Below are 23,727 nucleotides of genomic sequence, written 5' to 3' on the forward strand. Positions count from 1 at the left end.
CATTTTCACAAGAGTGGCTCCGGGACAATTTATAGCATAATTTCATCAAAAAGACCCCTCTTTTTTATAAGAAGGGTTAATAACTATCATATTCATGAAGTTTCACAAAAAACTTAACTACTTTTTATTCAACATTCGATTTTTCCGCTGGAAATTGTAAATCGTATAACTGCTTATACCTTCCCTTATGCTCTAGCAACAACGTATGGGTACCATGTTCGACTATACTACCGTTCTCCAAAACATAAATGTGATCTGCTTGTTGAATAGTAGACAACCGATGAGCTATGACGAGGCACGTTCTCCCCTTTAGCAAAGTATTTAGAGCACTTTGAATGAGCTGCTCTGATTCCGTGTCCAGAGATGCCGTTGCTTCATCCAAAATAATAATTTTCGGATTTTTTAAAATCGCTCTAGCAATGGAAAGACGCTGCTTCTGCCCACCTGAAAGCTTAACCCCTCGTTCACCAATTTGAGTTTTGTAACCATGTTTGAAATTCCCAATAAACTCTGATGCATTTGCCGCTTTTGCAGCTTCAAGCACATCCATTTCCGTGGCATGGTGGTTACCGTACCTAATGTTCTCCTCAATCGATCCATTAAACAATACAATATCCTGTGAAACGATTCCAATCTGCTCTCTTAAGGATTCCATCGTAACATCCCTCAAATCGTAACCGTCTATGGAAATACTACCTGCCTGTACATCATAAAATCTAGTAATCAGATGGGCAATTGTTGATTTACCCGAACCAGATGAACCGACGAGAGCTGTCATTTCTCCGGATTTCAACTCCAATTCGAAGTTTCTTAAAACTTCTCCCTCTTCTAGGCCAGCATACGCAAATGACACATCACGAAATTGAATATGTCCCTTTACTTGCGGAAGGACTACAGCATCTTCACTGTCTACAACCTCTGCCTTTGTATTCATCACTTCTACGATACGCTCGTATGCAGCAGCCGCTTGCTGAATTGTGTTAAGAATACGACTAAAGTGCCGGACAGGATTTTGCAACAGTCGCAAATAGGCAATAAAAGCTACTACTGTACCTACCGTCATAAGATCTTTCATAGCTAACCATGCTCCAAATACAAGTACGATAGCAAGACCAACGAAATTAATAAAATCAATAATCGGCTCATATGCAGCACGCAGTCGTACTACCTGCACATTCGCTTCCATATTGCGACTAGTTCGCTCAGAAAACCGCTCCGATTCATATTCTTCTGCCGTAAATGACTTAATAAGCCTAATACCTGTTAACGTGTTTTGCAGATGATCACTTACATCTGCGAGCGACTCCTGTACCTTCCGAAAGGAAGAGCGTATTCGCTTGCCAAATATTTTTGTCGTCAATATCATGAATGGGAACGTAGCGAGCAGCAGCAATGTCAGTCTCCAATCAATCCACAACATATATATAGCTATGGCAGTAAACGTAAAAAAGTCTGTGAAAAGCTGCATCATACTTGAGGATATGAGCTGTTGAAGTACGCTGACGTCGCTCGTTACTCTAGACATTAAATCGCCTGTTCTAGTGCGATCATAATAAGCTACATCCATCCGCTGCAAGTGGCGATAAAGATCATTACGAAGTTTAAAAAGCACCTTTTGACCAATTGCTGCCATTACGGAAGTACTTAAATAACGCAACACGCCAAGGGCAATTGCCGCACCCAGCACACATGCTCCAATAATAAATAGCTTGTTGAAGAGCTTATTTTCAATGACCGTATCTATCGTGTATTTAGTTAACTGTGGAATAACGAATTCTAACAACGAAATGAATATCATGCAGCAGAGTGCAATTACAAGCGACTTCCATTCCGTCTTGGCATGCTCCATAATGCGGCGGAACATATCAAGGATGCTTGCCGGCTTCACCTTCTCGCCGCTGCCGAACTTCCGTGTCCCCAGTCCTCTTGCAGCATTTGGGCTCTGATGAACTCTTTCTTGATAGCCTCTTTCGCCCATCTTGCTACATCCCTCCCGTAATTTCTCTTAGCGAGTCTCTTAATTTATTTAAAGCTTCTTTGAGTTTTACAGCCTTAGCATCATCCTCCATCGCGACCCTTTCAGCAGCCTTCATAAGGTGGAGCAACTCCTTACCAGCTGGAGTCAGTCTGCGATTGCGGCGGCGAACGTCACAATCTCTTTCTTCCTCCATACTCTCTTGCTCAAAAGGTGTTGGCTCTTCATATGCATTTCCACGATTTTCTACACTTTTTTTCTTCTCTTCGGCTTCCTGAAAATTTGTTCGCTCTTCTTGCAAGTATGAGCAACCTTCTTCAGTAATCTCGAATATCTTTTTCCCATCTTGCTTAGATGAAGAAACATACCCTTGATCTCTAAGCATTTGTAGCGTTGGATAAATAGAGCCCGCCGATGGCTTGTAAGTACCTCCAGATTGTTCCTCCAGATGTTTCATCATCTGATATCCGTGCATCGGCTCTCCTTGCAACAGTTCAAGAAGTGCAAACTTCACTCCACCTCTTGTAAAATATCTTCTTCCTGAGGAGCTTAACTCACGCTCCCCTCTATGATTAAGAAACAATTGATCGCAGCTATTCCATTCCTTGCTCTTTTTCATTGAATCATTACTCATATTAGTTCATCCGCCCTTCTTGCGATATATCGTATTACGCTAAATATATTTTAAACGATATATCGTTATGTAACAACATTGATATTCAACGGGTACACGAAAAAGGCGCTGATCCATAAGTAGAGTAATCTACTTTGGAGCAGCGTCTTTTTGCTGTTGCAGGGGGCAGGGGGCTTCTCGCGCGGTGCGGTCAACCCTCGTTAGCTATGACAATAGACCAAAAATCAGAAAGGGCAGTGCAGGGATAACCTCCCTTAACACTGCCACTTCTGGTTTTTGCCTATTTTTCATAAGGCGAGCTGTATCCTCAAGTAACGAACCTACTTTTGGGACAACCACTAGCTATAGTGATATACTTACACTTCAATTTGCAAGAAAAAGATAACCGCTGTCACTGTAAAAATACTTAGTAGAGTAGATACAAAAACAGCTTGTGATGCAAATTCCTTTTCGTTGTCGAATTCCACGGCAAGAAGTACACTGCTCAGCGAAGTAGGCACAGCCGACGAAACGATTAACGCCGCTGCTGTCATCTTATCCAGTCCCATCAGCCAAACGATCAACGCTGCAAGAACTGGACCTGCCACTAGACGCAATATGCCAGAGAGGCTTACATCAACTAGCAAGGAACGTTTAATTCGCCATTCCATACTGCCAAGTTGCACACCTAATGTAATAAGTGCCGTCCCTATAAATGCACTTGAGAGATAGCCTATCGGCGTCTCTATGGGCTGAGGGATTGGTACATTAAAACCTCTCAGTAGAAAGGCCAGTGGAATGACATAAATAATCGGCATGGAAAAGATCGTTTTCCAAACTTGGCGCATATCCGTCTTATGTGCATTTACACTATAGACACCATAGGTGTTCGGCACAAATGCTTGCGTCATCATAATAAGCACTTGAATAGCAAGTGTCTCCTTATTGCCCGCGAACGCAAGCTGATTAAGCGGTATTCCATAATTCGCACTGTTGTAAAACAACACACTGTTGCGCATAGCGCTTTTCATACTTGGACTGTAGCCCCTTGTCCGTATAACAGCTTCAACTAATATGTATTGCCCTGCCATAAATAGTACAAAAAACAAAAGAACTTGAGCAATAACACCGCCCGAAATTGCTGTATTGTAAATTAAATCAAACATAATTGCCGGGGAAAATAAATAAAAATTCAGCTTTGACAACGTCTTAATATCTAGCGAAAATGACTTCTGCAAAACAATGCCGAGCGCTACCATTATACCCATAGGCAACACGTTCGTAACTAAAATGTGGAAGAAAATGCTCATAGCTGCATCTGCTACTTTCTATTAGTACTTGCGCTTAAGTACGCTGCACTTCATTCTAACTCTGTTCATTAACAACGTAAAGTATATTCTATACAAACATCTTAGTTTAGCAACTGCATATCATTCTACTAACCAAATGGTCAGTTCCAACGATTAGTCTACAAACATAACTTCCTAACTCCTAACCAAAGGTATCAAGGACAGGAGAAACAGACTTTTGATAAACGAAAACACGTCTATGAAGCAGCAAAAGCTTCACATCCAACATGTTGGTCAGGTAACACTGGCAACAGGCGTTTAGAAGAAGAAGTTTAGGGTCGCGACAACTACTTTGACAAACACCGAAGGTTGAATTAGCTTTCTTGTAATCATTTGATATAGCTAAACGAAAGAATCCGTTTTTGATATTGAGTGCATTTGTTGAAAAAATAAATATAATAGCTGTTTTTTTTCAAATACTTTGGCTTTTTTATATCTTGAAAGCGATATTCACTATGCTTTGCCTTTTTTATTAAGTTGAAGAATGATTTAAAGCGACGGTCTACTACTTTCAATATTTGTTGAGATACACCTGCTTGACGTGAAACTGTCATGGCCAATACGAAATAATTAAACATTGAAATCCATATAAATGTTTTATTTATGTAGCTACTACAGTCCGTCCTACGCCCCAAACAGCCTCATAAGCAAAATGCCTGAAAAGGATAACATAATGCCAGCAACTTCGGTTCGTGTAAACTTTTCCTTAACAACAAATCTCGTATACAGCAAGACAATCAATACATTCAGTGCAACGACTGCAGACACAAGCCCTGCTTTGCCAACATCAAATGCAGTTACTATAAGCATCATACCAACCGTATTCGTTGAACCGATTGCCATCCCTATAAAAAAGGTTTGTTTTTCGCTCCAAGCTGCCTTTTCCGTCGCTACACCAATCGACGATAATTGCAGCAATTCAGAGGATGCTCCAGCCTCAACGGTCTTGCTTCTAACGAGCCGCCTATCATTCAGCCACCAAAGACCAAAGCATGTTGCACCTGCTGCAAACATCATAACCATTGTAGGATATAGCTCAGCTTCCATAATTGTAGACCACTTACCAGATAGGTCATTTCCCGCAAATAGTAACATCGCAAGCAGACCCCACTGAGCACCTTGTAAATTACGAAGCGAAATATCATTGGAATAACGCACTAGCAGAACCCCGCCAATAATGATGAGAAAGGCAATAAGCTGTACGCTGCGCAACTGCTCATTCCATAGAAAATAAGCAACAATGACAACAACAACTGACGGAAGTGCTGTCAGAATAGCAACGAGTGATGCTTTGCCGACCGCAAATCCTTTGAACATACTCGCATTAGCGCCGAAAGAGAACACTCCCATCTGAATACCGATTAAACAAGACATCGACCATGGTGAAGATAATATAATTGCAATTATTAAATTGACGACTGCTCCCATCGCAAATGTTCCACAAAGCAGCGCATTACGATTAATTGGCTTTTGACTCGTCCAATGATAAAGAATTCCTCTCACACCGAACCCCAATGCTGCTAATAAAGAATAGGTGAGCCACATACAACTAAATATCTCCCTTCACTTACCTACCTACATTCTGCAAAGATTACTTAGTGAATACTACTCATAATACCACCGTTCCTAGAAGGCAGAAACCAGTTCATTAAACATTCCTTCGTCACATAGATGTATGATTAATTTGCTTCTCCTACCTAAGACTGATTGAAGAGCGGTCTAGAGACTCTGTAATCCCCTATTGAACAATTTTACAATGAATAAGAAAAGGTCATGAATACACTTTCGAAGGTGAGGTTTACATGATGCCCGTATTGGAAGTAAGCCAATTACGCAAGTCATTTAGTTCTGTTCTAGCTGTGGAGGACATTAGCTTCTCGGTTGAACCCGGAGAAATATTTACAATAATCGGTCCTAACGGTGCTGGCAAAACAACAACATTAGAGATGATTGAAGGGCTGTTACCTCCTGATTCAGGCGATATTCGATTTGGTTCCTTAAACTGGATGAAGAACAGTGAACAGATTAAACGCGAGATTGGTGTCCAACCACAATCAAGTGCTCTGTTTGACCTGCTAACTGTAAAAGAAAATTTGGAGTTGTTTGCTACCTTTTACCCTAAATCCCGTCCTGCGCTTGAAGTTATGGAAATGATCAGTTTGACCGATCAGCAGAACAAATACGTCAAGAAACTTTCTGGCGGGCAGAAGCAACGACTTGCTATTGGACTCGCTATGATCAACGACCCCGATATTATTTTCCTGGATGAGCCAACAACTGGATTGGACCCGCAAGCCCGCCGCAACATTTGGGACATCATTCTGAAGCTAAAGGAATTAGGTAAAACAACTATTCTTACAACACATTACATGGAAGAGGCCGAGAAGCTTAGCGACCGTGTATGTATTGTAGACCAAGGAAAAATCGTAACACTCGATACACCTGCAGCACTAATAGATCGTCTAACGAAAGAACGTGAGATCCGCTTGTCATTTCTCGATGGAGAAGCTGCAGCAGCAGAATCAGAGAAAGTCGCAATGCTGCAACAATCTGTCGTGAGAACACAGCTTGAGGGCGCTTCACTTAAGCTATGGTCTACTCAACCCGAAGAAACGTTATTCGAACTATTTGGTTACGCAAAAGAATGCGGCTATCGACTTGAGCAAATTTCAATTCGCGAGATGAGCTTGGAAGATGTGTTCATTGCCTTCACGGGCAAGGAATGGAGGGATTAAACGATGGCAATAAAACAATTCACAAGTATGTTCAATGCGCAAATAAAAATGATGTTTCGGGAGAAACAAGTTTGGTTTTGGAACGTTTTTTTTCCTGTCATATTGATGGTTTTATTTATGATTATTTTCGGAGGAGGAGGCTCCAGTGACAACTTCAAGGCTAAAGTAGCCTTTGTCGATGCAGTTCCGAATGCCTCTTCAAAGCTACTGTTTGATGGGCTGGGACAAATACCTGTATTTGACCTCAATGATGATCAGATAGTAACGTTGGAAGAAGGTAAACGGCTGGTTGAGAAGAACGATATTAGCGCTTTAATCGTTCTTCCAGAGAAGGAAGGTGCTTCTGAGGTACAACTTATCGTCAATCGTGAACATGAGCAAGGAGCCACCACACAAGCTGTTTCCAGCATACTCGATACTTTCATTCAGCAAGCCAACCTAGCCGTTGTAGGTGCAAACCCTACTTATACCATTAGTATGGAATCTGTAACTTCCGCATCTGAAGATACAGAATATCAAGATTTTTTGTTCACCGGCATGATTGGATTATCTGTCGCTCAAGGTGGTCTATTCGGCATGGTGAATATTGTAGATATGCGTAAAAATGGGCTATTAAAGCGCTTTCGCATGACACCCGCTAGAATGGGATTATTCGGACTAGCCAGTATGCTCGTACGTTTCTTATTAGGCATCGTCCAAGTAATCATTTTAGCACTCGTTGGCGTGTTATTTTTCGGAGCTAACCTCAATCTAAATGTGCTTAGCCTCGTAATCGCCTTTTTCGCTGGAACGTTAGTATTCAATGCGATGGGCTATCTATTCTCTTCGTTCAGCAAAACAATTGAATCTTATATGGGCTTAGCTAATATCGCCAGTATGCTGATGATGTTCCTTAGCGGCATCTTCTTCCCAGTTGAATCATTGCCTGAATGGCTGCAAGTAGTACCTAAAATATTGCCGCTCACCTACTTCGTTGAAGGAATGCGTGACGGGCTCATCTATGCAAACGGCGTGTTGTCGAGCACCTTCTGGACAGGGATGGGAATTATGGCGTTATGGGGAGTCTTTTGCTTCGTGCTTGCCTCCAAAATCTATCAAACCAAATCAATTGCAGCGACGAGATAACCTATTGTTAATAGAGGATGATTAGTTCGAATGATGAGCTGATCTCCTCTATTTTCTTGCAGGTATTAACGTGCCACACTTGAACTCCCCCCTTTTTCTTTGTTTAGAAGTGGAGGATTCCTAAGAGTTCTATTGAACACTAGTTCTTTAGGCTAACCCCGTAGTCCCTGCGGTTAGAAACCGCTTAAGTATGGGACTAATTAGGGTTAAGTTCTTTCGGAACGTGCCACTCGATTCATTCGGCAATGAGTGCAGATAAACAAAAAACACCTTGAGGATTACGGAACTGACCCCGAAATGTGAGACAAAGTAAAACACCTTTAAGTAGAAGATACGACTATTGTAAAATAATCGTACAACTTGGAGGTGTTTTTGCTTGGGAACAAGATTAAGTTACCCTGTAGAGGTAAAAATGAAAGCTATTGAAATGAGGTTAGTAGGTGTACCTGTAAAGGATGTGATGGATCAACTGCTCATTCGTAATAAGACCCAATTAAAGACTTGGATGAAATGGTACCGGAACGGTGAAGTCCATCGATTAGAACAACCAGTAGGGAAACAATACAGCTTTAATAAGGGGCCTGAATTTTCCACAGAATTAGCGAGACTAGAGGCTGAAAATCGTTTCTTAAAGCAGCAAATTGATCTATTAAAAAAGTACAAGGAATGGGAAAGGAAGTGGTTCGAGAAGGCGTAGCAGCATGTATGAAGCAATCTGAGGGAAGCATGGATGTCCAGATGATCTGTATGTTGTTCGGTATTTCAAGAGCAACCTATTATCGTTGGAAGAAGGAACCTTGTAACAGCAAAGGAAAAGTAACGGAGCGAATTCGTGAGCTTTGCCACTACCATCGATTTCGTTGCGGTTATCGAAAGATCACTGCGCTCCTTCGTGAAGAAATGAGGATTAACCATAAAGCGGTACAGCGAATTATGCAGCAAGAAGGATGGCAATGTAAAGTTAAGGTTAAAAAACGGAAGAAGAACGGAGCGCCAGCACATGTGGCTGAAAACCTGTTGAAACGACAGTTTAAGTCTGATCGACCGTTGCAAAAGTTAGTTACAGATATAACGTACTTGCCATATGGGCCTAAAATGTTGTATCTTTCAAGCATTCTAGATCTGTTTAACGGAGAGATTGTTGCTTATACACTAGGCGACACGCAAGACACTGCCTTTGTTCTAGACACGTTGCATCAGTTGCCCGAGCTACCAGAGGAATGTGTCCTACACAGTGATCAGGGTTCTGTGTATACCTCTAGCGACTACCAGGAGGCTGTAAAAGGAAAAGGCATTACCATGAGCATGTCCCGTAAAGGTACGCCCGTCGATAATGCCCCCATTGAATCGTTTCACGCCTCACTAAAGTGCGAAACATTCTATCTCGACCGTTTAACGTGTACCACGACGGCAATCGTGATGCAGACAGTCAAAGATTACATAGACTATTATAACCGTATTCGTATTCAAACGAAACTAAATAACCAGTCACCGATTCAGTATCGACAACTGGTTGCTTAGTTAGGTGTTTTATCCCTGTCTCATAAACGGGGGTCAGTTCCTACCTGAACCGCGCCCCTTAAAATAGACATTAGAAAAAGCCCCCGGGTTAATCTAAACTATTTTAGGGGGTGTTTGGCATGGCGATAAAAGGACAGAAGTTAAAAACGTACAGTCAAGAACTGAAGATGAAAGCGATCAGCATGAAGCTAGAAGGAATGACGAAATGCCAAATTGCAAAAGAGCTTTGGAATAGAAGATCCTGCTCGGGTTAAGATCTGGATGCGTAAGTATAAGCAGTTTGGCGAGTACGGTCTTATGGATAATAGAGGAAGACGTGAAGCGTATACGGACGAAGATAGGCATCTTCAGAAGCTTACTCGGGAGAATGAGATGCTAAAAAAGTGCTTGAAAATCTGGATACAGGAGGTACAAAAAGAAGCAGGTTCAAGGTTGTAGAACAGATGGCGCCTGATTATACCGTACAAAGAATATGTGAGGTTATGCAAGTATCAAGAAGTGGCTATTACCGGTATTTGCACACCTCTTTAATGGATCGTGATCGAACAACCCAAGAACGTATACAAGCTATCTATGATCTACGTGAGGGCACATACGGGTATCGTAGGATTCAAATGGAACTAGAGCGTCGTTATGGTGAACGTGTTAACCATAAGAGAGTATATCGACTCATGAAAGAGATGGGACTAAGAGCCATTATTAGACGTAAGAGATTCCATCCTACTTCTTACCAAGTCGCCGTTTCCGATGGACGGATTGCGGAGAATCTATTAAACCGTGATTTCAAAGCTGAAAAGCCAAACCAGAAATGGGTGACTGACATTACGCAATACCGCGTGTTGGACCAAAAGATATATCTATGCAATTAAGGATTTATTTAACGCAGAAATTATTGCATATCATATGAGTTTCAACAATGACAATCCATTAGTATTACATACGTTTGAAAAGGCATTTAACAAACATAAAGACGCGACTGGGAAACTACCTGAATTGATCGTTCACAGCGATCAAGGGAGCCAGTACACGTCTCATGCCTACCACAACATGCTGCCACAGGTTAGCGCCCAAATCAGCATGTCACGCCGAGGAAATTGTTATGACAACGCCTCAATGGAGAGCTTCTTCTCTCATCTGAAAGTAGAAGCACTCTATCCTTATGATATACGAGATATAGCCGAAGTTCAAAGGCGTATTGAAGATTACATTCATTTTTATAATGAAGAACGAATTCAGAAGAAACTAAACAAGCTGACTCCGGTTGAATACCGTTGCCAGCTTGTTTCCTAGGGCTTTTTTCAATGTCTACTAAATTGGGGCTTGACCATGCCGCCCCCAAGGTCTCATAAGATTTACATTAAATATTACTGTAGAACTTCATCAACTTCGAGATAATCTCTTCGGGGACGGTATAATTTCTAAAGTTAAGTGACACTAAATCGGTGATTGCTTTATCCATTGTAAACCACGACTCACTGTTGTAGTCACCAATATCGGCATCATTAAAGCCTAGAACACAAATACCGTAACTCCGTTCCCCCCATATTGCCCATTTCATGGATGAAGATAGCATTACTACGACCTCAGAATTAAATAAAATAGCATCAGCAGGGCTCTCTTCAGGTCCTTGTTCAAGCATACTCCAGTATTCATCAGCCGTAGTTCCCTTCTGTAGAACGCACCAATTATACCGAGAGAACTCTTTATAGTAGTAATCTACAGGATTCGGGTCTAAAACAGCCATAATAACAAATGAATCACCGGACAAGCACATCAATTCCTCCAGTTCGTTCCAAAAACTACGACTCATTGCATGATCGAAATCAAGCACAACAGTTTTTTGAAAGGGAACTTTACAAACTTGGTTGGGTAGTCGTTGTTCATAGTTGAACGTCTTTGTTACCCAATGTGTTGCCTCTTCAAACTGCTTTTTATCCTTTATAAATTTGTTCTGACTCATTCATCAGCCCCCAATCTTATTTTGGTTGTTGGTTTGTCGCTTCCTTTGGCGTAAAAATCGGCAGTTGGTTGTCCCTGATTAGATTTATCACGTACAACATATTTAGCACCGTCTTTTGAATAGATGGTAGCACTACCGTCTTTAGTAACAGTTTTAGTCCAACCATCTCCCATAAGACTACTCTCGAAATCCGCCCTTTTAACATTAGTTGAAACATTTTTCACGCTTTTTCCAACTGTAATGTCTTTATAACCACACTCTGTATTATGAACCCATATTCCTAAATCAGTTACATAATAAGTATGGAAATCCGCAACCGTAAAGTTGTATACTGTAACAGGCTCATCAAGCTTAACGAACTCAACCTTATCAATCGTCAAATTGCTTCCATCAGCTTTTTGAAGTTTATCTCCTACTAGCAGTTCATCTGCGAAGACCCACCCTTTACCTTCAACCCAGAACGGATGGTTGTCGGTCGTCTCGATGACTTGTTCCCCAACATGCAATTTAATAATATCATCACGTTGGTTACGATATAAAGCCGTAACTTCTTTGTAAGCCAACTCGCCATTAGAATCGTATTCAGACTTCGCAAGAACCTTATCCCCTACCTCGATTTCTTCGATAGGTTTCTCCCCTTCGTTAGTTATAAACTTAAAACCAACAAAGGGAACGACGATAACTTTACGAAGCTATCGCCGCTAGTTCTGGCATAGGTGGAACACGATACTCCGACTTGTTCCGCATCATACTATAAAGGATGCTTACTAGTCTTCGCATAATGCAAATGATGGCTTGTTTCTTCTTTTTACCTTCACTTAATCGCTTCTCATAGTAAGCATAGAATAAAGGATTCAGTGGCTTCTTAGACGTTCTAGCGGTCTGAACTTGTCTGACTGCTAACCCCCACAGAATCTTGTTCAAGGCTCTATTTCCTTGCCTTTGGTTACGGTCTTTACCTCTGCCACCGCTACTCATCTGGCTTGGTGTAAGCCCTGCATATTTCGCTAACTTATCTGCACTACTGAATCGGCTTATATCACCAATCTCAGCTACGATAGCGGAAGCTGTTACCGTATCAATGCCTGTAAATGTATTCAGCTTAAAGTCTAGCTTCTCCATAATATCACGGATATTGTCCTCTACATCGTTCATCTCACGATGTACATCTCGAACTTGGTTCACAAGACTACGAACGAGGAAATCACGGTATTCCTGACCTTTTCGCTTCGTATCTCCATCTGCTTGTACACTTTCAAGGATGAGCGTAGCTTTCTTTGTGGAACATGTATTTCTGCTATTTTCTCGTAGAAAGGTTGTGAGGTCTTCAAGTGTCACGCCCTCCAGTAAATACGGTGAAGGGTATTCATGCCATACTGCTAAAGCCGTTGCCCCATCCACTTCGGAAAAGAACTTGCTGTAGCTTGGATAGTTGTAACTTAACTGCGTATGTAATTGATTCTTGAGCATGACAAGTGTGTCCCGTAAGCTATACCGTCGCATAACTAACTGTTTCAATATCCAGTAGTCATCTTGTGGTTGGGCTGTTGGCAATCTATCCAATTCATCCAATAGCAACTTGGCAATATTCTCCGCATCCCAACTATCATGCTTTTCTGTCATGGCATAGCTTCTACGTTTCCAGTTCGATAGAGCGGCATTAACTTCTTTGACTAGGAAATGATTCTCTACAAGGTAAACAGCTAACGACCTTCCATAGCCGCCCACATCTTCTAATCCAAATACAACCGTCATACCTTCCTTGACATGCTTCTTTACCTTAGTGATTACCGCTGAAAAAGCCGATGGCTTATTCTCAAATTCTATTACTTCTAACTTCTCATTCCAACAATTAATAACAACGGCGGTATGCGTCCGCTTATGTAAATCAACGCCGACATAGATAAACTGTTGCTTATGGTGCTTCATGTTGAGTATCCCCTTTGCGACTTATAGCGTTTAGGGAAAAAGAATAGCCGCATCGTCTGTTTAGTATTCACCAAGAAAGGTGTACATTGAAGGGTAAGCGTGTCTATTCTTCCTCTTTAAACGCTATAAGATAGCGTTAGTTTAGATTCATTTCATAGGCTAGAAAAGCTTTCGCTAGTCGTAGATGTAGTAATTCCAATCGAACATCTATTTCTACTTGATTGATGCTCAATAACACTTCTTCAACCATTAACTTATTAAACTGCTCACCATACCGAAAGATATAGTGGAATATGGCACATTGGCATTGTTCCAATGTTGCTAACTGCTTGTGGAATGTGTCTTCTTCCTCTACGTAGCGACTATATGTGTCCATTTGTTCGCTCATCTGCCCCACCGCCTATATAATGGCTTGATGAAGCCCATCAGCTTGAATATCGCCGTATAGATAGAGTCCTTGGTAAAACGATTTGCGGTCAAGTATTCGCTTGACTTGAACCTTTGTAAATAGCTTACCTTGCTGTGTTGTAAAGCCGTCTTTGTTCATTTGATACGCCAACAGTGACAACGACCAGTCGGAATGGGATTCTTTGAGTTCAAACAGATGTTGAACCGCTACCGCTTCATTGTGCTTGATGGTAATTGCCTTTTGACCCTTACTAGCTTTGTAGCCAAATGCCACTCGTCCACCTGCGTAGCCGCCCTGCTGTGCTTTCTTGTTACGTCCTCGACTTAACTTCATGCTGATTTCAAGCCTTTGGTATGCGTCCAGTAATTCCATCAGTCCATTGATTAGGAAATCAGAAGGGTCTTTCTTGTTAATGGAGTAGGTTGGTTGTTCAATACTTTTCACGTTTACGCCTTGCTTCTTAAACTCCCGATGAACCAACACCTTCACGATATCAGACCGCCATAAACGGCTTGTATTAAGAACAACTACTGCATCTACATCTTGGGCGGCAATAGCGGTTAACATGGTCTGAAATCCAATTCTATCCACCTCAAGTGCATCCTCATCCACCTTCGCCCCACTGATTCCCTCGTCGGTAAAGATGTGTATTAAGTTCCATCCCTGTACTTCACAGTACGAACGGATTTCGTCTTGTTGGTACGCTAAGCTGTACCCATCCTTGGCTTGTCCTTGTGTCGATACTCTGACATAACCGATGACATTCACCTGTAAATTCCCCCCACCGTTACGATAATTGGGATTATCGTTACTCTGTATAAATTTTGACGTGCTCTTTTCTTGATATGACAAAACTGCTAAACTGGCATTACTTACGATTAATGGAATAGTGATCTTAAACGTGACTTATAGTCACATTCCACACTTCGATTATAAGGTGACTTAAAGTCACTAGTCAAGGAGTTTTTTCTTATGTTCAATCGAGAAATATTTGCAGAGCGATTCAAAATCTTACGCCTCATGAAATCTGTCTCACAACAGGACATCGCCGCATTTTTGGGAGTTGACAGAACTATCGTCAGTCATTGGGAAAGAGGGACACGAATACCTAGTCTAGAAGTTGCCTACACCTTGGCAGATTATTTTGACGTTAGCCTTGATTACCTAGTTGGACGTTCTGAGTGATTCTTCCCACTACCCCGATAACATCTGTAAGACTCGTAGAGCCACAACACAACATTCGATATTTCTATTGTATTAAATGCCTGTAAAGGCTTCCTGTGCGGTCTCAGAGACATTGAGCGAGCCGCCCGATGGGCGAGGGGAGCGGCGGCGGAACTCCATCTTTGATTCTTGAGTAAAGTATCCATAAGAGTTATCCGCCGTCTTTACCCTTCATCCAAGAATCTAGAATCTCCTTCGAAATCGCAGACCGCCCATGGCGTGTCTGCTGTTTCTTCTCAAGTGATTCTTACTTTGGTTCTTATTAAATTGAATCTTATTAATGATTCTTATTAGTGAGACTTTCAGTCGGTTCGTACCAGACTATGTGTCTATATCCCAGACTCTCTGTCTACCATTGCCGACTTTCTGTCGGAATCGCGGACACATAGTCTACAGCCTTAATTTTTGCCATTTAACCGACTGACTGACGGCTATCTGGACAGGGAGTCTGCTGAAATAACAGACTCTAGATTTTCACCCGTTGACATCTAGCGGAAATCGCTTGGCAAACGCCGTTGTTAGATACTGAGCGTAGCTGTCCAATATTTCCGTTTCAGCGAATTTATCCGTGGAGAAGCGTCTTTCATGAAGCCTTTGGAGACGGGCGGTATACGCTGTGTAACCGTCACTGTTTACAACTACTTGAATCCACAGCGTCAGTTCCCTCTCGTTTACCTGCTTCCTCACACTGCCGATAAACTCATGTGTCTTCTCTGACAGGAGCAGATATGGATGTACGTGCAGGTAGTTCGGCAAGGAATACGTGTTGTTCTTACTTTGGCTGACCAGAATTAGCTTTTTGTCCTCTAGTTTCTTAATATGACGCTCTACCGTCTTGGAACTGCACCCGATATTTCTCGCTATCATCTCCATTGTCGGATAACACTCGTCCTTGTCGCTCATGTAGGCGATAATATCCACCAAAATCAGCTTCTCATATTCGTTAAGACCGTAGCACCTATGAAGCTTTTGCGGCACGATGGTATACCCCTTATGTTTCTCGGTAAAGTTGCTCTCCTTGGCAACCTCGTCCATGTAAACGTTGGCGGCTTTGGTACTTTTAATTAACCAGAAATCGGTTGTTCTTGTCTTCATTTGATGTACCTTCCTTTTCGATTGATGTATCACCGCGCGGCGGCTGTGAAGTCAGGAAAGCGGCTAGCCTAAGCGTTACCTCGCCTGTTCTATGTAAACTGGTCGTCACCAGACTGTCGTTCTGCTATAACCATCGGAGCATATTGCCAGATCGTTGCGGACTATTTAAAATTCTTCTTACTATCCATAGTCGATGTATGTCTGATAATAATTGCGGAAGGCATTTTATCTGAGAAAACCGCAAGAAAACGAAGATAAGGTTTTCGGCATAAAACTTGGAGATATCTAGGGATTTCAGTATAACTGAGAAGGAGAGCAGTACAACAAATAGGTTATAAAATTCAAGCATCTAGCTGTGCGTACACTATTTTGATGGAATTTTGGTACGGGATAGATGAGCGTAAAGTTCTTTCGGAACGTACCTCTCGATTCATTCGGCACTGGGTGGGGGTAAAAGAAAAGACCTTGAGGATTGCCGCCCTCAAGGTCAATGAAATTACATAAAATTATTTATAGTTCGATAATCGTTGATATTGATTTGTATCCTTCCGGTAGATTATACCTCCATAACTCTTCTACCCCAGAACCTCCAATATTTATCCCAAAGAATTGAGGGTCTAAAAATAGTTCCTGTTTATTAGTGTTGTTCGTTATGGATAACCTTAAAGTATCGCAGATAATTTCATTGCTGTTTACCTGCATATTGAACATCTCAATTTTGCTAACTTTGTTGTCAATCAAACTATTATCAAAAATAATGTCGCTAATATTTGATTTAGTCGGAATCACATCTTCTACCTCTACCCTTACATTAAAGGTTGGGGTTAATGCAATTGAAATTTTTGAATATTGCTCAATTGCTTCAACTTTTACGAGTTGATCACCAAACTCAAAAAACAGATAACTTCTATAAGGCACAAACTCTGCAAGTTCATTATCTCTTTCTGAAGGTAACAAGATACCCGTTACATAAACATTACTTAAAAAGTTATTTTGAATTACGCTTTTGATGTCTTCTAAATGCATAGGTATCCCTCGTCTCTTTACTATTCAAACAAGAATTTCAAATCCATACCTTTTCCTGACTCCAAAAGAGTATGCCACTCACCATTTTGTTTTGTAGTCATTGTCAATCCATTACCTCGATAAACCTTATATACTTCTCCACCTTTTTGTAATGTTGCATTCCCTACAAATTTGACTTTACCATCATCAATCATACTTCCAAGATCACTTAAAAATCTTGAACTGGTTTCGTCGTTATATTTTTGATACTTTGTTCCAAGTGCGTTTTCTAGTAATTTTTTATGATCAAGAAAGTGACTTTTGAAATTTTTACCTGACGTAAGAATTGTACAGTTATGAACCCATATTCCAAGGTTGGATACAAAGTAAGAATGATAGTCCGCAACCATAAAATTGTAAACTGTAGCTTGTCTTGGCGCTTTCTCAATCTTATCTATTGCTAGTTTAGTGCCATCACTTGAAACAAGCAAATCTCCAACCTTTAGGTCTTGTACGAGAGTCCACCCTTTTTCATCAAGCCAAAATGGATGTAATCCAGTTGTTTCGATGACTTCATCACCGATACGGACATAATAAATTTCATCAGCTTGCTTTTGGAAAAGCTTTACGACCTCTTTATATTCCACTTCTCCAGTTTCTTCATTCTTGGAAAGTACTTTATCCCCTACCTCGATTTCCTCGATAGGTTTCTCCCCTTCGTCTGTTTGAACCTTTGTCCCCGCAGTGAAGCAGTTACAACTAAATTTTTGACTTCTTGCATTCTGTTTTTCCATTCTGATTTCGTCTGCATTGTTTTTAGGAGCATATTTAACAGTTGTTTTAACTGCTGGCTTAGTCACTGCTTTAGTTGCTTTTCCTACATACGAACCAGGCGCATATGGTACAAATACGGATACGACATCCCAAGCTAAATTTCCTGCGTTTTCCCAACTTGGTTCTTTATACATTTTATATGTACTATGACCAGCGCTTAAAAAATCCAAAATTGTTTCTACTGGAACATTACCACTTGGGTCAACATACTTTAACGGATTATTATATACATACGTATAGAGATTCTGACTTAAAGGATTGCCCAAGTCCCCCTCATACGTATCCTTATTAATAAAACGCCCTAAACTCGGGTCATACCAACGCGCCCTCAGATACTGTAATTGAGTTGTCGAATCCCAAGGCTCGCCAGAGTATCGGAAAATATTTGAAACCTGTTCAGTAGCAGTTAGTGTATTTCCCCAGAGATCATAGGTGTAGGTATTCAATGCGTTATTCCCACTACTGCCCCGTAATTCAATCACATCACCATGACCGTTGTGCAAATAATAAGCTTGACCTGCTGCATCCTGCCTTGCAGCCAACTGATGCCCACGTACATATCTTGCTTTGAAAGTGACCTTTCCATTACTATCCACAATTCCTTCAGCAATTACATTTGGTCCATCGTAATAATATCTCGTCTTGACACCAGCTTCTGTTCGTTCGAAAAGCAATCCATCGCCATTATAACGATAGGTAACCTTTTCCCCATTAACCGTTTCTTTTTTTTTAGACGATTATAGAAATCCTAATTATATATCGTTGTTACAGTAAGAAGTTCTAAATAATTTCCCAACCACGACATATGTTTATATCTTTTGATTGGGTATCAGCGTAGCAAAAAATGAAGCCGCCAAGGAGTGGTTATTCCTTGACGGCTCAAAGTCGCACCCTATTATTGATTTAGGTATGTCTCCAATTCTTTGACTGCATCATCAGGCAAAAATGACTTTGCTACATCGTAAAAAATGTCACTCTCTTGAACTTCAATCCCATTGACAAATATACTGTTATCTTTGCCCCACATGGAAACACTGAATAACTTACCATTTTTCTTAGTTTCAAACACGTAATACAATCGAGCATTCATGCGAGATTCGTGCTCTACTGGTATTAAGACAGTATTGTCTATCTGATTAAGCAGATCAATATGTTCTACCAGACGACTGCCATAAATCGTGACCCTATACTCGAACTTTCCATCGGCTAAATCAGCTTCACTCACTGGCTGACGAGTAAGAATAGTAGGGCTTAAATAATAAATTGTTAAGCTAAGATCATTGAGATTCCCACTTCTGATAAATTCAGAAAATTCAGTTGACGGTTTTACTGAGCCTTTATTGAATAGTAGCAGACTTATAATGATAACGGTTGAAAGTATTAACAATATAATAAGTCCAACAAGTAAATATTTGCGCAGATTCATACACCTCTTCCCTCTAAACATATTTTTATTTTAATTTATCATCAATCTTTTGAACCAACGGTATAGTCATATTTTTTGCCCCAATTACCTGGCCATGTATACCAATACCACGGACGATTGTTCTTTGTTCCCCAGTCAGTGGAATTACGCATCGTATAAACTCCAGACACATCATAATAATCTTTGCGTGTAAATTCGCCAAGCTCCGTTGCAATGGGAGTTTCAACTTTCTCCAAGTTGTCCGCCTCTATTGCGTCAATCGAAGAAAGCTTCGATAAAGACCCACTTAAATCTTGAGATGCATGCCCCATCTCATGTATCAAACCGAGCGCTGCACTCTGAATGGATTTTCCATCACCCAAGACAATCCCACTATTGATATCCCAATATAAAATATTCGTATTATAATTATAGCGATCATTATCATCTTTAATAAATTCGATTGTGATCGTTTCTTTTGATGCTTCCAGTAGTTCAATTAGTGCTTTTGCAGTTTGTGATTTTTTTAAGTATTCTATCGCTGCCTTATATTCTTCCTTCTGTTTTTCCTTCGCCTTGCTCGAAAATTCAATTTTATTTCCACTCGGATCGACATACACCAAAGGATTATTATGCACATACGTATAAAGATTCAGCGTCAACGGATTCTTTATATCCCCCTCATACGTATCCTTATTAATAAAACGCCCTAAACTTGGGTCGGAACTGACCCCCGTTTATGAGACAGGGATAAAACACCTAACTAAGCAACCAGTTGTCGATACTGAATCGGTGACTGGTTATTTAGTTTCGTTTGAATACGAATACGGTTATAATAGTCTATGTAATCTTTGACTGTCTGCATCACGATTGCCGTCGTGGTACACGTTAAACGGTCGAGATAGAATGTTTCGCACTTTAGTGAGGCGTGAAACGATTCAATGGGGGCATTATCGACGGGCGTACCTTTACGGGACATGCTCATGGTAATGCCTTTTCCTTTTACAGCCTCCTGGTAGTCGCTAGAGGTATACACAGAACCCTGATCACTGTGTAGGACACATTCCTCTGGTAGCTCGGGCAACTGATGCAACGTGTCTAGAACAAAGGCAGTGTCTTGCGTGTCGCCTAGTGTATAAGCAACAATCTCTCCGTTAAACAGATCTAGAATGCTTGAAAGATACAACATTTTAGGCCCATATGGCAAGTACGTTATATCTGTAACTAACTTTTGCAACGGTCGATCAGACTTAAACTGTCGTTTCAACAGGTTTTCAGCCACATGTGCTGGCGCTCCGTTCTTCTTCCGTTTTTTAACCTTAACTTTACATTGCCATCCTTCTTGCTGCATAATTCGCTGTACCGCTTTATGGTTAATCCTCATTTCTTCACGAAGGAGCGCAGTGATCTTTCGATAACCGCAACGAAATCGATGGTAGTGGCAAAGCTCACGAATTCGCTCCGTTACTTTTCCTTTGCTGTTACAAGGCTCCTTCTTCCAACGATAATAGGTTGCTCTTGAAATACCGAACAACATACAGATCATCTGGACATCCATGCTTCCCTCAGATTGCTTCATACATGCTGCTACGCCTTCTCGAACCACTTCCTTTCCCATTCCTTGTACTTTTTTAATAGATCAATTTGCTGCTTTAAGAAACGATTTTCAGCCTCTAGTCTCGCTAATTCTGTGGAAAATTCAGGCCCCTTATTAAAGCTGTATTGTTTCCCTACTGGTTGTTCTAATCGATGGACTTCACCGTTCCGGTACCATTTCATCCAAGTCTTTAATTGGGTCTTATTACGAATGAGCAGTTGATCCATCACATCCTTTACAGGTACACCTACTAACCTCATTTCAATAGCTTTCATTTTTACCTCTACAGGGTAACTTAATCTTGTTCCCAAGCAAAAACACCTCCAAGTTGTACGATTATTTTACAATAGTCGTATCTTCTACTTAAAGGTGTTTTACTTTGTCTCACATTTCGGGGTCAGTTCCGTCATACCAACGGGCCCGCAAATATTGTAACTTCGATGTTGAATCCCACATCTCACCTGAATAAAGAAACGGATTGGCAATTGTTCCTGTAGCGGTAAGTGGTTTTCCCCAGAGATCATAGGTGTAGGTATTCAATGCGTTATTCCCACTACTGCCCCGTAATTCAATCACATCACCATGACCGTTGTGCAAATAATAAGCTTGACCTGCTGCATCCTGCCTTGCAGCCAACTGATGCCCACGTACATATCTTGCTTTGAATGTAGCATTTCCGTTGCTATCCACAGTTCCTTCAGCGATGATGTTTGGTCCGTCGTAATAATATCTCGTCGTAACGCCAGCTTCTGTTCGTTCGTAAAGCAATCCATCGCCATTATAACGATAGGTAACTTCTTTCCCATCTACTACTGCTTTTGTAAGTCTATTCTGAGAATCATAGGTGTAGGATTTATCTGAAAACATTGCATTATTAATAGGCTGTTCCGTACTGAGTGTAGCCCGATTGTCACGATTATCATACAAATAGCTTTCATTAAATTCACTCGATGTCGCAATTCGGCTTAATGGATCGTATGTGTAGGATTTATTGATGGCTACATTCGCTTGGCTGCCTGAAGAATTGATGATATTTCCATTCCCATCATACCCATACTGGAACGAGTGTAGCAATGATCCATCATTCTTCTGATGAGACATGTTTTGTAGACGCAAACCTTTATAGTTCATAAGCGTCTTATTACCGTTCTTCAGCGTTATATTCTTCATTAAGTTATTGGTATAGTACGTATAGGATACTTCTTGATCAGTAGCTGACGCCCCAACACCAGTTAAGCGATTACGATTATCATACGTATAGGTTGTAGCATAAGAGAAAGGATCTGTCATCGAATCTCGGAGGCCTAAGCTATTATACGTGTAGTTAATGCTTTTTTGATCGGGATAGGTTGTTTTCAATAACTCCCCTGTAGATCCCTTATATTCGTATAACGTTGACCCCGTTATATCCGTCATAGACTGTCGTCTTCCCGATAAATCATACGAATAGGTTTTTGTTTCATCTGGTGCTTTGGCTTGAATTAATCAATTGCGATTATTATACGTATACGAAAAAGTCTGGCCTTTTCGATCAATATGACTAATCATATTACCACTTAAATCATAGGAGTAGGTATCATTCATTCCCAGTTCATTCGTTTGTCTAATTAAACGCCCAAGCTCGTCATATTGTTTAAGCACTTGGTTGCCATCAGGGAATTGAATGGATTTCAACATGCCTGCTAGTGAATACGTATAAGCTACAAAATTCATCCTAACGAATCATTGATCCGTTACTTCTTCTGACCTCGTATCTGTATTTCAATAGAGGCCCACATTCTACATCATTAAATAGATTCTTACTCATCAAATCTTTCATTACTTACTTCAGTATTAAATATACCCACAGCCTAATACCTTTTATTTAAGGTGTTTAGACTATGGGTCCCTATCACCGCTCTGAAATATTGATTAGATTAAATAATTACTTTTTTTTCGTAAACTTGTCAATCCAAGTTAGCCACTTTGGTTTAAGTGCAATACTTGTCGGTGTACCGTGATAAAATGCATGCCATGGATCATTTTTAAAAAATAATTCATTCCATTGATTAGGTATATCTGTCTCTACAATGTTACGTTGTTTCTTCTGTCTATCGAAGTACTTTAAACAATTAACACATTTAAACGTCTCTGTACCTTTTGAACCTCCTGCGTAATAATTCAATTCGCTTAAACACATGGGACAATAAAGTATATGATGGGTTAGTATTCTCTTGAATAACTTCATTCAAAACACTCCCTTATTCCAAACCAAAAAGTTTTTTTCTCATCGGCTTTAGAGGGTTTTGCCCATTTCATCGAGCTTGCATATCCTGAACCAGTAACCGTCCATTCCCCATTATAATACATAAGATTAAATCCTAAATCATTTTTTGTCAGTCCAAGTCCTTTATGTGTAACATTGTAACCAACATCCTATAAAACTGCTTCTACTGTACCATCGTTACGAATAATTCCAGTAATAGATCTCTTAACATCTAATGACTTTTGAGCGATTGCATTTAATCCAGGGATGGTTGTTACTGTTTTTGAATTAGTCAATTTAGCAACTGCTAATGTAACACCGCCCGTTATCGCAACGGTTCCATACGTGTAAGTCCCAGTTGTTGCGACCTCAAGAGCAGCGAAGCCAGCAGAAGGATTGGCTAACACTGCACCCGTCAGAACTCCCGCTGAGAACCATTTAAATGCATCTTCTAATGTCCAATCACTTTTTGCCATATTCCAAACTTGTTCACCGACATCATCAGAGACTGTTTTCATCCAACTATCGTCCCCTAGTTGCCATCTCAAATATAACATTTTAATTTGATCTGAACGATACGCATCTAGGTTAGATCCAATATCAATATGTTGGTTTCCAGAAGGGTCAAAATACCTTAACAGATTGTTAATTACATACGTATAAAGATTCAAACTAAGCGGACTCCCTAGTTCCCCCTCATACGTAT

At 40.7% G+C, this 23,727-nt stretch carries 26 protein-coding genes and 1 pseudogene; 7 read left to right on the forward strand and 20 right to left on the reverse strand.

Annotated elements, in window-relative coordinates; translation table 11 throughout:
• Nucleotides 1–124: 124 nt before the first annotated feature.
• The 4 genes from MFF31_RS01655 to MFF31_RS01670 form a co-directional block, all read right to left on the reverse strand.
• On the reverse strand, nt 125–1,978 hold the full coding sequence (locus MFF31_RS01655) for an ABC transporter ATP-binding protein (RefSeq protein WP_238186438.1): 1,854 nt from the start codon (nt 1,976–1,978) through the stop codon (nt 125–127).
• A 4-nt stretch (nt 1,979–1,982) separates the two neighbouring features.
• Entirely contained in the window at nt 1,983–2,609 is a 627-nt protein-coding gene (locus tag MFF31_RS01660; RefSeq protein ID WP_238186439.1) for a PadR family transcriptional regulator, read from the reverse strand.
• Nucleotides 2,610–2,965: 356 nt separating this feature from the next.
• A complete protein-coding gene (locus MFF31_RS01665; protein WP_238186440.1) occupies nt 2,966–3,898 on the reverse strand; it encodes an AEC family transporter in 933 nt (310 codons plus the stop codon).
• Nucleotides 3,899–4,561: 663 nt separating this feature from the next.
• Entirely contained in the window at nt 4,562–5,482 is a 921-nt protein-coding gene (locus tag MFF31_RS01670) for an EamA family transporter (RefSeq protein ID WP_238186441.1), read from the reverse strand.
• A gap of 257 nt (nt 5,483–5,739) precedes the next feature.
• On the opposite strand from MFF31_RS01670, the gene MFF31_RS01675 reads away from it, so the two are divergent.
• From MFF31_RS01675 to MFF31_RS01695, 6 genes are all read left to right on the forward strand, one after another.
• Nucleotides 5,740–6,672 (forward strand): ABC transporter ATP-binding protein, encoded by a 933-nt coding sequence (locus tag MFF31_RS01675; protein ID WP_238186442.1) that lies wholly within the window; start codon nt 5,740–5,742, stop codon nt 6,670–6,672.
• Between the two features lie 3 nt (nt 6,673–6,675).
• Entirely contained in the window at nt 6,676–7,797 is a 1,122-nt protein-coding gene (locus MFF31_RS01680; protein WP_238186443.1) for an ABC transporter permease, read from the forward strand.
• A 376-nt stretch (nt 7,798–8,173) separates the two neighbouring features.
• Nucleotides 8,174–9,318 (forward strand): IS3 family transposase gene (locus tag MFF31_RS01685; RefSeq protein WP_375541263.1). Its coding sequence is split into 2 segments (ribosomal slippage): nt 8,174–8,444 and nt 8,444–9,318, totalling 1,146 coding nucleotides; the frame shifts between segments, so codons are not numbered across the junction.
• Between the two features lie 119 nt (nt 9,319–9,437).
• On the forward strand, nt 9,438–9,572 hold the full coding sequence (locus tag MFF31_RS25135) for a hypothetical protein (RefSeq protein ID WP_282570406.1): 135 nt from the start codon (nt 9,438–9,440) through the stop codon (nt 9,570–9,572).
• Between the two features lie 129 nt (nt 9,573–9,701).
• Nucleotides 9,702–10,187, forward strand: coding sequence for an IS3 family transposase (locus MFF31_RS01690; protein ID WP_238186445.1), 486 nt, complete (start codon nt 9,702–9,704; stop codon nt 10,185–10,187).
• Between the two features lie 22 nt (nt 10,188–10,209).
• Nucleotides 10,210–10,608 carry an IS3 family transposase gene (locus MFF31_RS01695; protein ID WP_375541293.1) on the forward strand — a complete coding sequence of 133 codons (399 nt, stop codon included), beginning with the start codon at nt 10,210–10,212 and terminating at the stop codon, nt 10,606–10,608.
• Between the two features lie 67 nt (nt 10,609–10,675).
• Here MFF31_RS01695 and MFF31_RS01700 read toward each other — a convergent pair whose 3' ends face one another.
• The 5 genes from MFF31_RS01700 to MFF31_RS01720 form a co-directional block, all read right to left on the reverse strand.
• Complete coding sequence (locus MFF31_RS01700) at nt 10,676–11,278, reverse strand: hypothetical protein (RefSeq protein ID WP_238186447.1); 603 nt, start codon at nt 11,276–11,278, stop codon at nt 10,676–10,678.
• Entirely contained in the window at nt 11,275–11,958 is a 684-nt protein-coding gene (locus MFF31_RS01705; protein WP_309296672.1) for a polymorphic toxin-type HINT domain-containing protein, read from the reverse strand. Before MFF31_RS01705 ends, MFF31_RS01700 begins: the two co-directional genes overlap by 4 nt.
• 4 nt (nt 11,959–11,962) lie before the next feature.
• Nucleotides 11,963–13,207: an IS110 family RNA-guided transposase gene (locus tag MFF31_RS01710; protein WP_238186448.1), complete on the reverse strand. Its 1,245-nt coding sequence runs from the start codon at nt 13,205–13,207 to the stop codon at nt 11,963–11,965.
• A 136-nt stretch (nt 13,208–13,343) separates the two neighbouring features.
• Complete coding sequence (locus MFF31_RS01715; protein WP_238186449.1) at nt 13,344–13,595, reverse strand: hypothetical protein; 252 nt, start codon at nt 13,593–13,595, stop codon at nt 13,344–13,346.
• 12 nt (nt 13,596–13,607) lie between these two features.
• Nucleotides 13,608–14,384 carry a recombinase family protein gene (locus tag MFF31_RS01720; protein WP_238186450.1) on the reverse strand — a complete coding sequence of 259 codons (777 nt, stop codon included), beginning with the start codon at nt 14,382–14,384 and terminating at the stop codon, nt 13,608–13,610.
• Between the two features lie 204 nt (nt 14,385–14,588).
• On the opposite strand from MFF31_RS01720, the gene MFF31_RS01725 reads away from it, so the two are divergent.
• The gene (locus tag MFF31_RS01725) at nt 14,589–14,801 is read left to right on the forward strand and encodes a helix-turn-helix domain-containing protein (RefSeq protein ID WP_282570407.1); all 213 of its coding nucleotides are present in this window, start codon (nt 14,589–14,591) and stop codon (nt 14,799–14,801) included.
• A 513-nt stretch (nt 14,802–15,314) separates the two neighbouring features.
• On the opposite strand, the gene MFF31_RS01730 is transcribed toward MFF31_RS01725, so the two are convergent.
• From MFF31_RS01730 to MFF31_RS01775, 11 genes and pseudogenes are all read right to left on the reverse strand, one after another.
• Nucleotides 15,315–15,968 carry a helix-turn-helix domain-containing protein gene (locus tag MFF31_RS01730; RefSeq protein ID WP_248565377.1) on the reverse strand — a complete coding sequence of 218 codons (654 nt, stop codon included), beginning with the start codon at nt 15,966–15,968 and terminating at the stop codon, nt 15,315–15,317.
• 477 nt (nt 15,969–16,445) lie between these two features.
• A complete protein-coding gene (locus tag MFF31_RS01735) occupies nt 16,446–16,961 on the reverse strand; it encodes a hypothetical protein (RefSeq protein WP_238186452.1) in 516 nt (171 codons plus the stop codon).
• Between the two features lie 20 nt (nt 16,962–16,981).
• On the reverse strand, nt 16,982–18,448 hold the full coding sequence (locus MFF31_RS01740) for a polymorphic toxin-type HINT domain-containing protein (protein WP_238186453.1): 1,467 nt from the start codon (nt 18,446–18,448) through the stop codon (nt 16,982–16,984).
• Between the two features lie 221 nt (nt 18,449–18,669).
• Nucleotides 18,670–19,200 (reverse strand): hypothetical protein, encoded by a 531-nt coding sequence (locus MFF31_RS01745; RefSeq protein ID WP_238186454.1) that lies wholly within the window; start codon nt 19,198–19,200, stop codon nt 18,670–18,672.
• Nucleotides 19,201–19,241: 41 nt separating this feature from the next.
• Nucleotides 19,242–19,799, reverse strand: a complete 558-nt coding sequence (locus MFF31_RS01750; RefSeq protein ID WP_375541294.1) for a M91 family zinc metallopeptidase — start codon at nt 19,797–19,799, stop codon at nt 19,242–19,244.
• Nucleotides 19,776–19,901 (reverse strand): annotated as a pseudogene (locus tag MFF31_RS25350) (RHS repeat-associated core domain-containing protein); the annotation flags it as partial. The pseudogene MFF31_RS25350 and the gene MFF31_RS01750, both read right to left, overlap by 24 nt.
• A 41-nt stretch (nt 19,902–19,942) precedes the next feature.
• Nucleotides 19,943–21,087, reverse strand: a protein-coding gene (locus MFF31_RS01755) for an IS3 family transposase (protein WP_375541263.1) whose coding sequence is annotated in 2 segments (ribosomal slippage) — nt 19,943–20,817 and nt 20,817–21,087 — 1,146 coding nt in all. Because the reading frame shifts where the segments join, the coding sequence is not laid out codon by codon here.
• Nucleotides 21,088–21,160: 73 nt separating this feature from the next.
• Nucleotides 21,161–22,192, reverse strand: coding sequence for an RHS repeat domain-containing protein (locus MFF31_RS01760; RefSeq protein WP_238186455.1), 1,032 nt, complete (start codon nt 22,190–22,192; stop codon nt 21,161–21,163).
• Between the two features lie 69 nt (nt 22,193–22,261).
• Nucleotides 22,262–22,489, reverse strand: coding sequence for an RHS repeat domain-containing protein (locus tag MFF31_RS01765; protein WP_238186456.1), 228 nt, complete (start codon nt 22,487–22,489; stop codon nt 22,262–22,264).
• 211 nt (nt 22,490–22,700) lie between these two features.
• Complete coding sequence (locus tag MFF31_RS01770; RefSeq protein WP_238186457.1) at nt 22,701–23,003, reverse strand: hypothetical protein; 303 nt, start codon at nt 23,001–23,003, stop codon at nt 22,701–22,703.
• A gap of 188 nt (nt 23,004–23,191) precedes the next feature.
• Nucleotides 23,192–23,692: a hypothetical protein gene (locus MFF31_RS01775; protein ID WP_238186458.1), complete on the reverse strand. Its 501-nt coding sequence runs from the start codon at nt 23,690–23,692 to the stop codon at nt 23,192–23,194.
• Nucleotides 23,693–23,727 lie beyond the last annotated feature (35 nt).

Source organism: Paenibacillus sp. L3-i20 (genome assembly GCF_022180385.2).
Classification (GTDB): domain Bacteria; phylum Bacillota; class Bacilli; order Paenibacillales; family Paenibacillaceae; genus Pristimantibacillus.

Coding starts and splice junctions, on each gene's coding strand:
- MFF31_RS01715 (WP_238186449.1), bottom strand. CDS start 13,595: ATGAGCGAACAAATGGACACATATAGTCGCTACGTAGAGGAAGAAGAC.
- MFF31_RS01760 (WP_238186455.1), bottom strand. CDS start 22,192: ATGACGGATATAACGGGGTCAACGTTATACGAATATAAGGGATCTACA.
- MFF31_RS01735 (WP_238186452.1), bottom strand. CDS start 16,961: ATGCATTTAGAAGACATCAAAAGCGTAATTCAAAATAACTTTTTAAGT.
- MFF31_RS01765 (WP_238186456.1), bottom strand. CDS start 22,489: ATGAATTTTGTAGCTTATACGTATTCACTAGCAGGCATGTTGAAATCC.
- MFF31_RS01700 (WP_238186447.1), bottom strand. CDS start 11,278: ATGAGTCAGAACAAATTTATAAAGGATAAAAAGCAGTTTGAAGAGGCA.
- MFF31_RS01670 (WP_238186441.1), bottom strand. CDS start 5,482: ATGTGGCTCACCTATTCTTTATTAGCAGCATTGGGGTTCGGTGTGAGA.
- MFF31_RS01710 (WP_238186448.1), bottom strand. CDS start 13,207: ATGAAGCACCATAAGCAACAGTTTATCTATGTCGGCGTTGATTTACAT.
- MFF31_RS01660 (WP_238186439.1), bottom strand. CDS start 2,609: ATGAGTAATGATTCAATGAAAAAGAGCAAGGAATGGAATAGCTGCGAT.
- MFF31_RS01770 (WP_238186457.1), bottom strand. CDS start 23,003: ATGAAGTTATTCAAGAGAATACTAACCCATCATATACTTTATTGTCCC.
- MFF31_RS01655 (WP_238186438.1), bottom strand. CDS start 1,978: ATGGGCGAAAGAGGCTATCAAGAAAGAGTTCATCAGAGCCCAAATGCT.
- MFF31_RS01675 (WP_238186442.1), top strand. CDS start 5,740: ATGATGCCCGTATTGGAAGTAAGCCAATTACGCAAGTCATTTAGTTCT.
- MFF31_RS01745 (WP_238186454.1), bottom strand. CDS start 19,200: ATGAATCTGCGCAAATATTTACTTGTTGGACTTATTATATTGTTAATA.
- MFF31_RS01725 (WP_282570407.1), top strand. CDS start 14,589: ATGTTCAATCGAGAAATATTTGCAGAGCGATTCAAAATCTTACGCCTC.
- MFF31_RS25135 (WP_282570406.1), top strand. CDS start 9,438: ATGGCGATAAAAGGACAGAAGTTAAAAACGTACAGTCAAGAACTGAAG.
- MFF31_RS01665 (WP_238186440.1), bottom strand. CDS start 3,898: ATGAGCATTTTCTTCCACATTTTAGTTACGAACGTGTTGCCTATGGGT.
- MFF31_RS01680 (WP_238186443.1), top strand. CDS start 6,676: ATGGCAATAAAACAATTCACAAGTATGTTCAATGCGCAAATAAAAATG.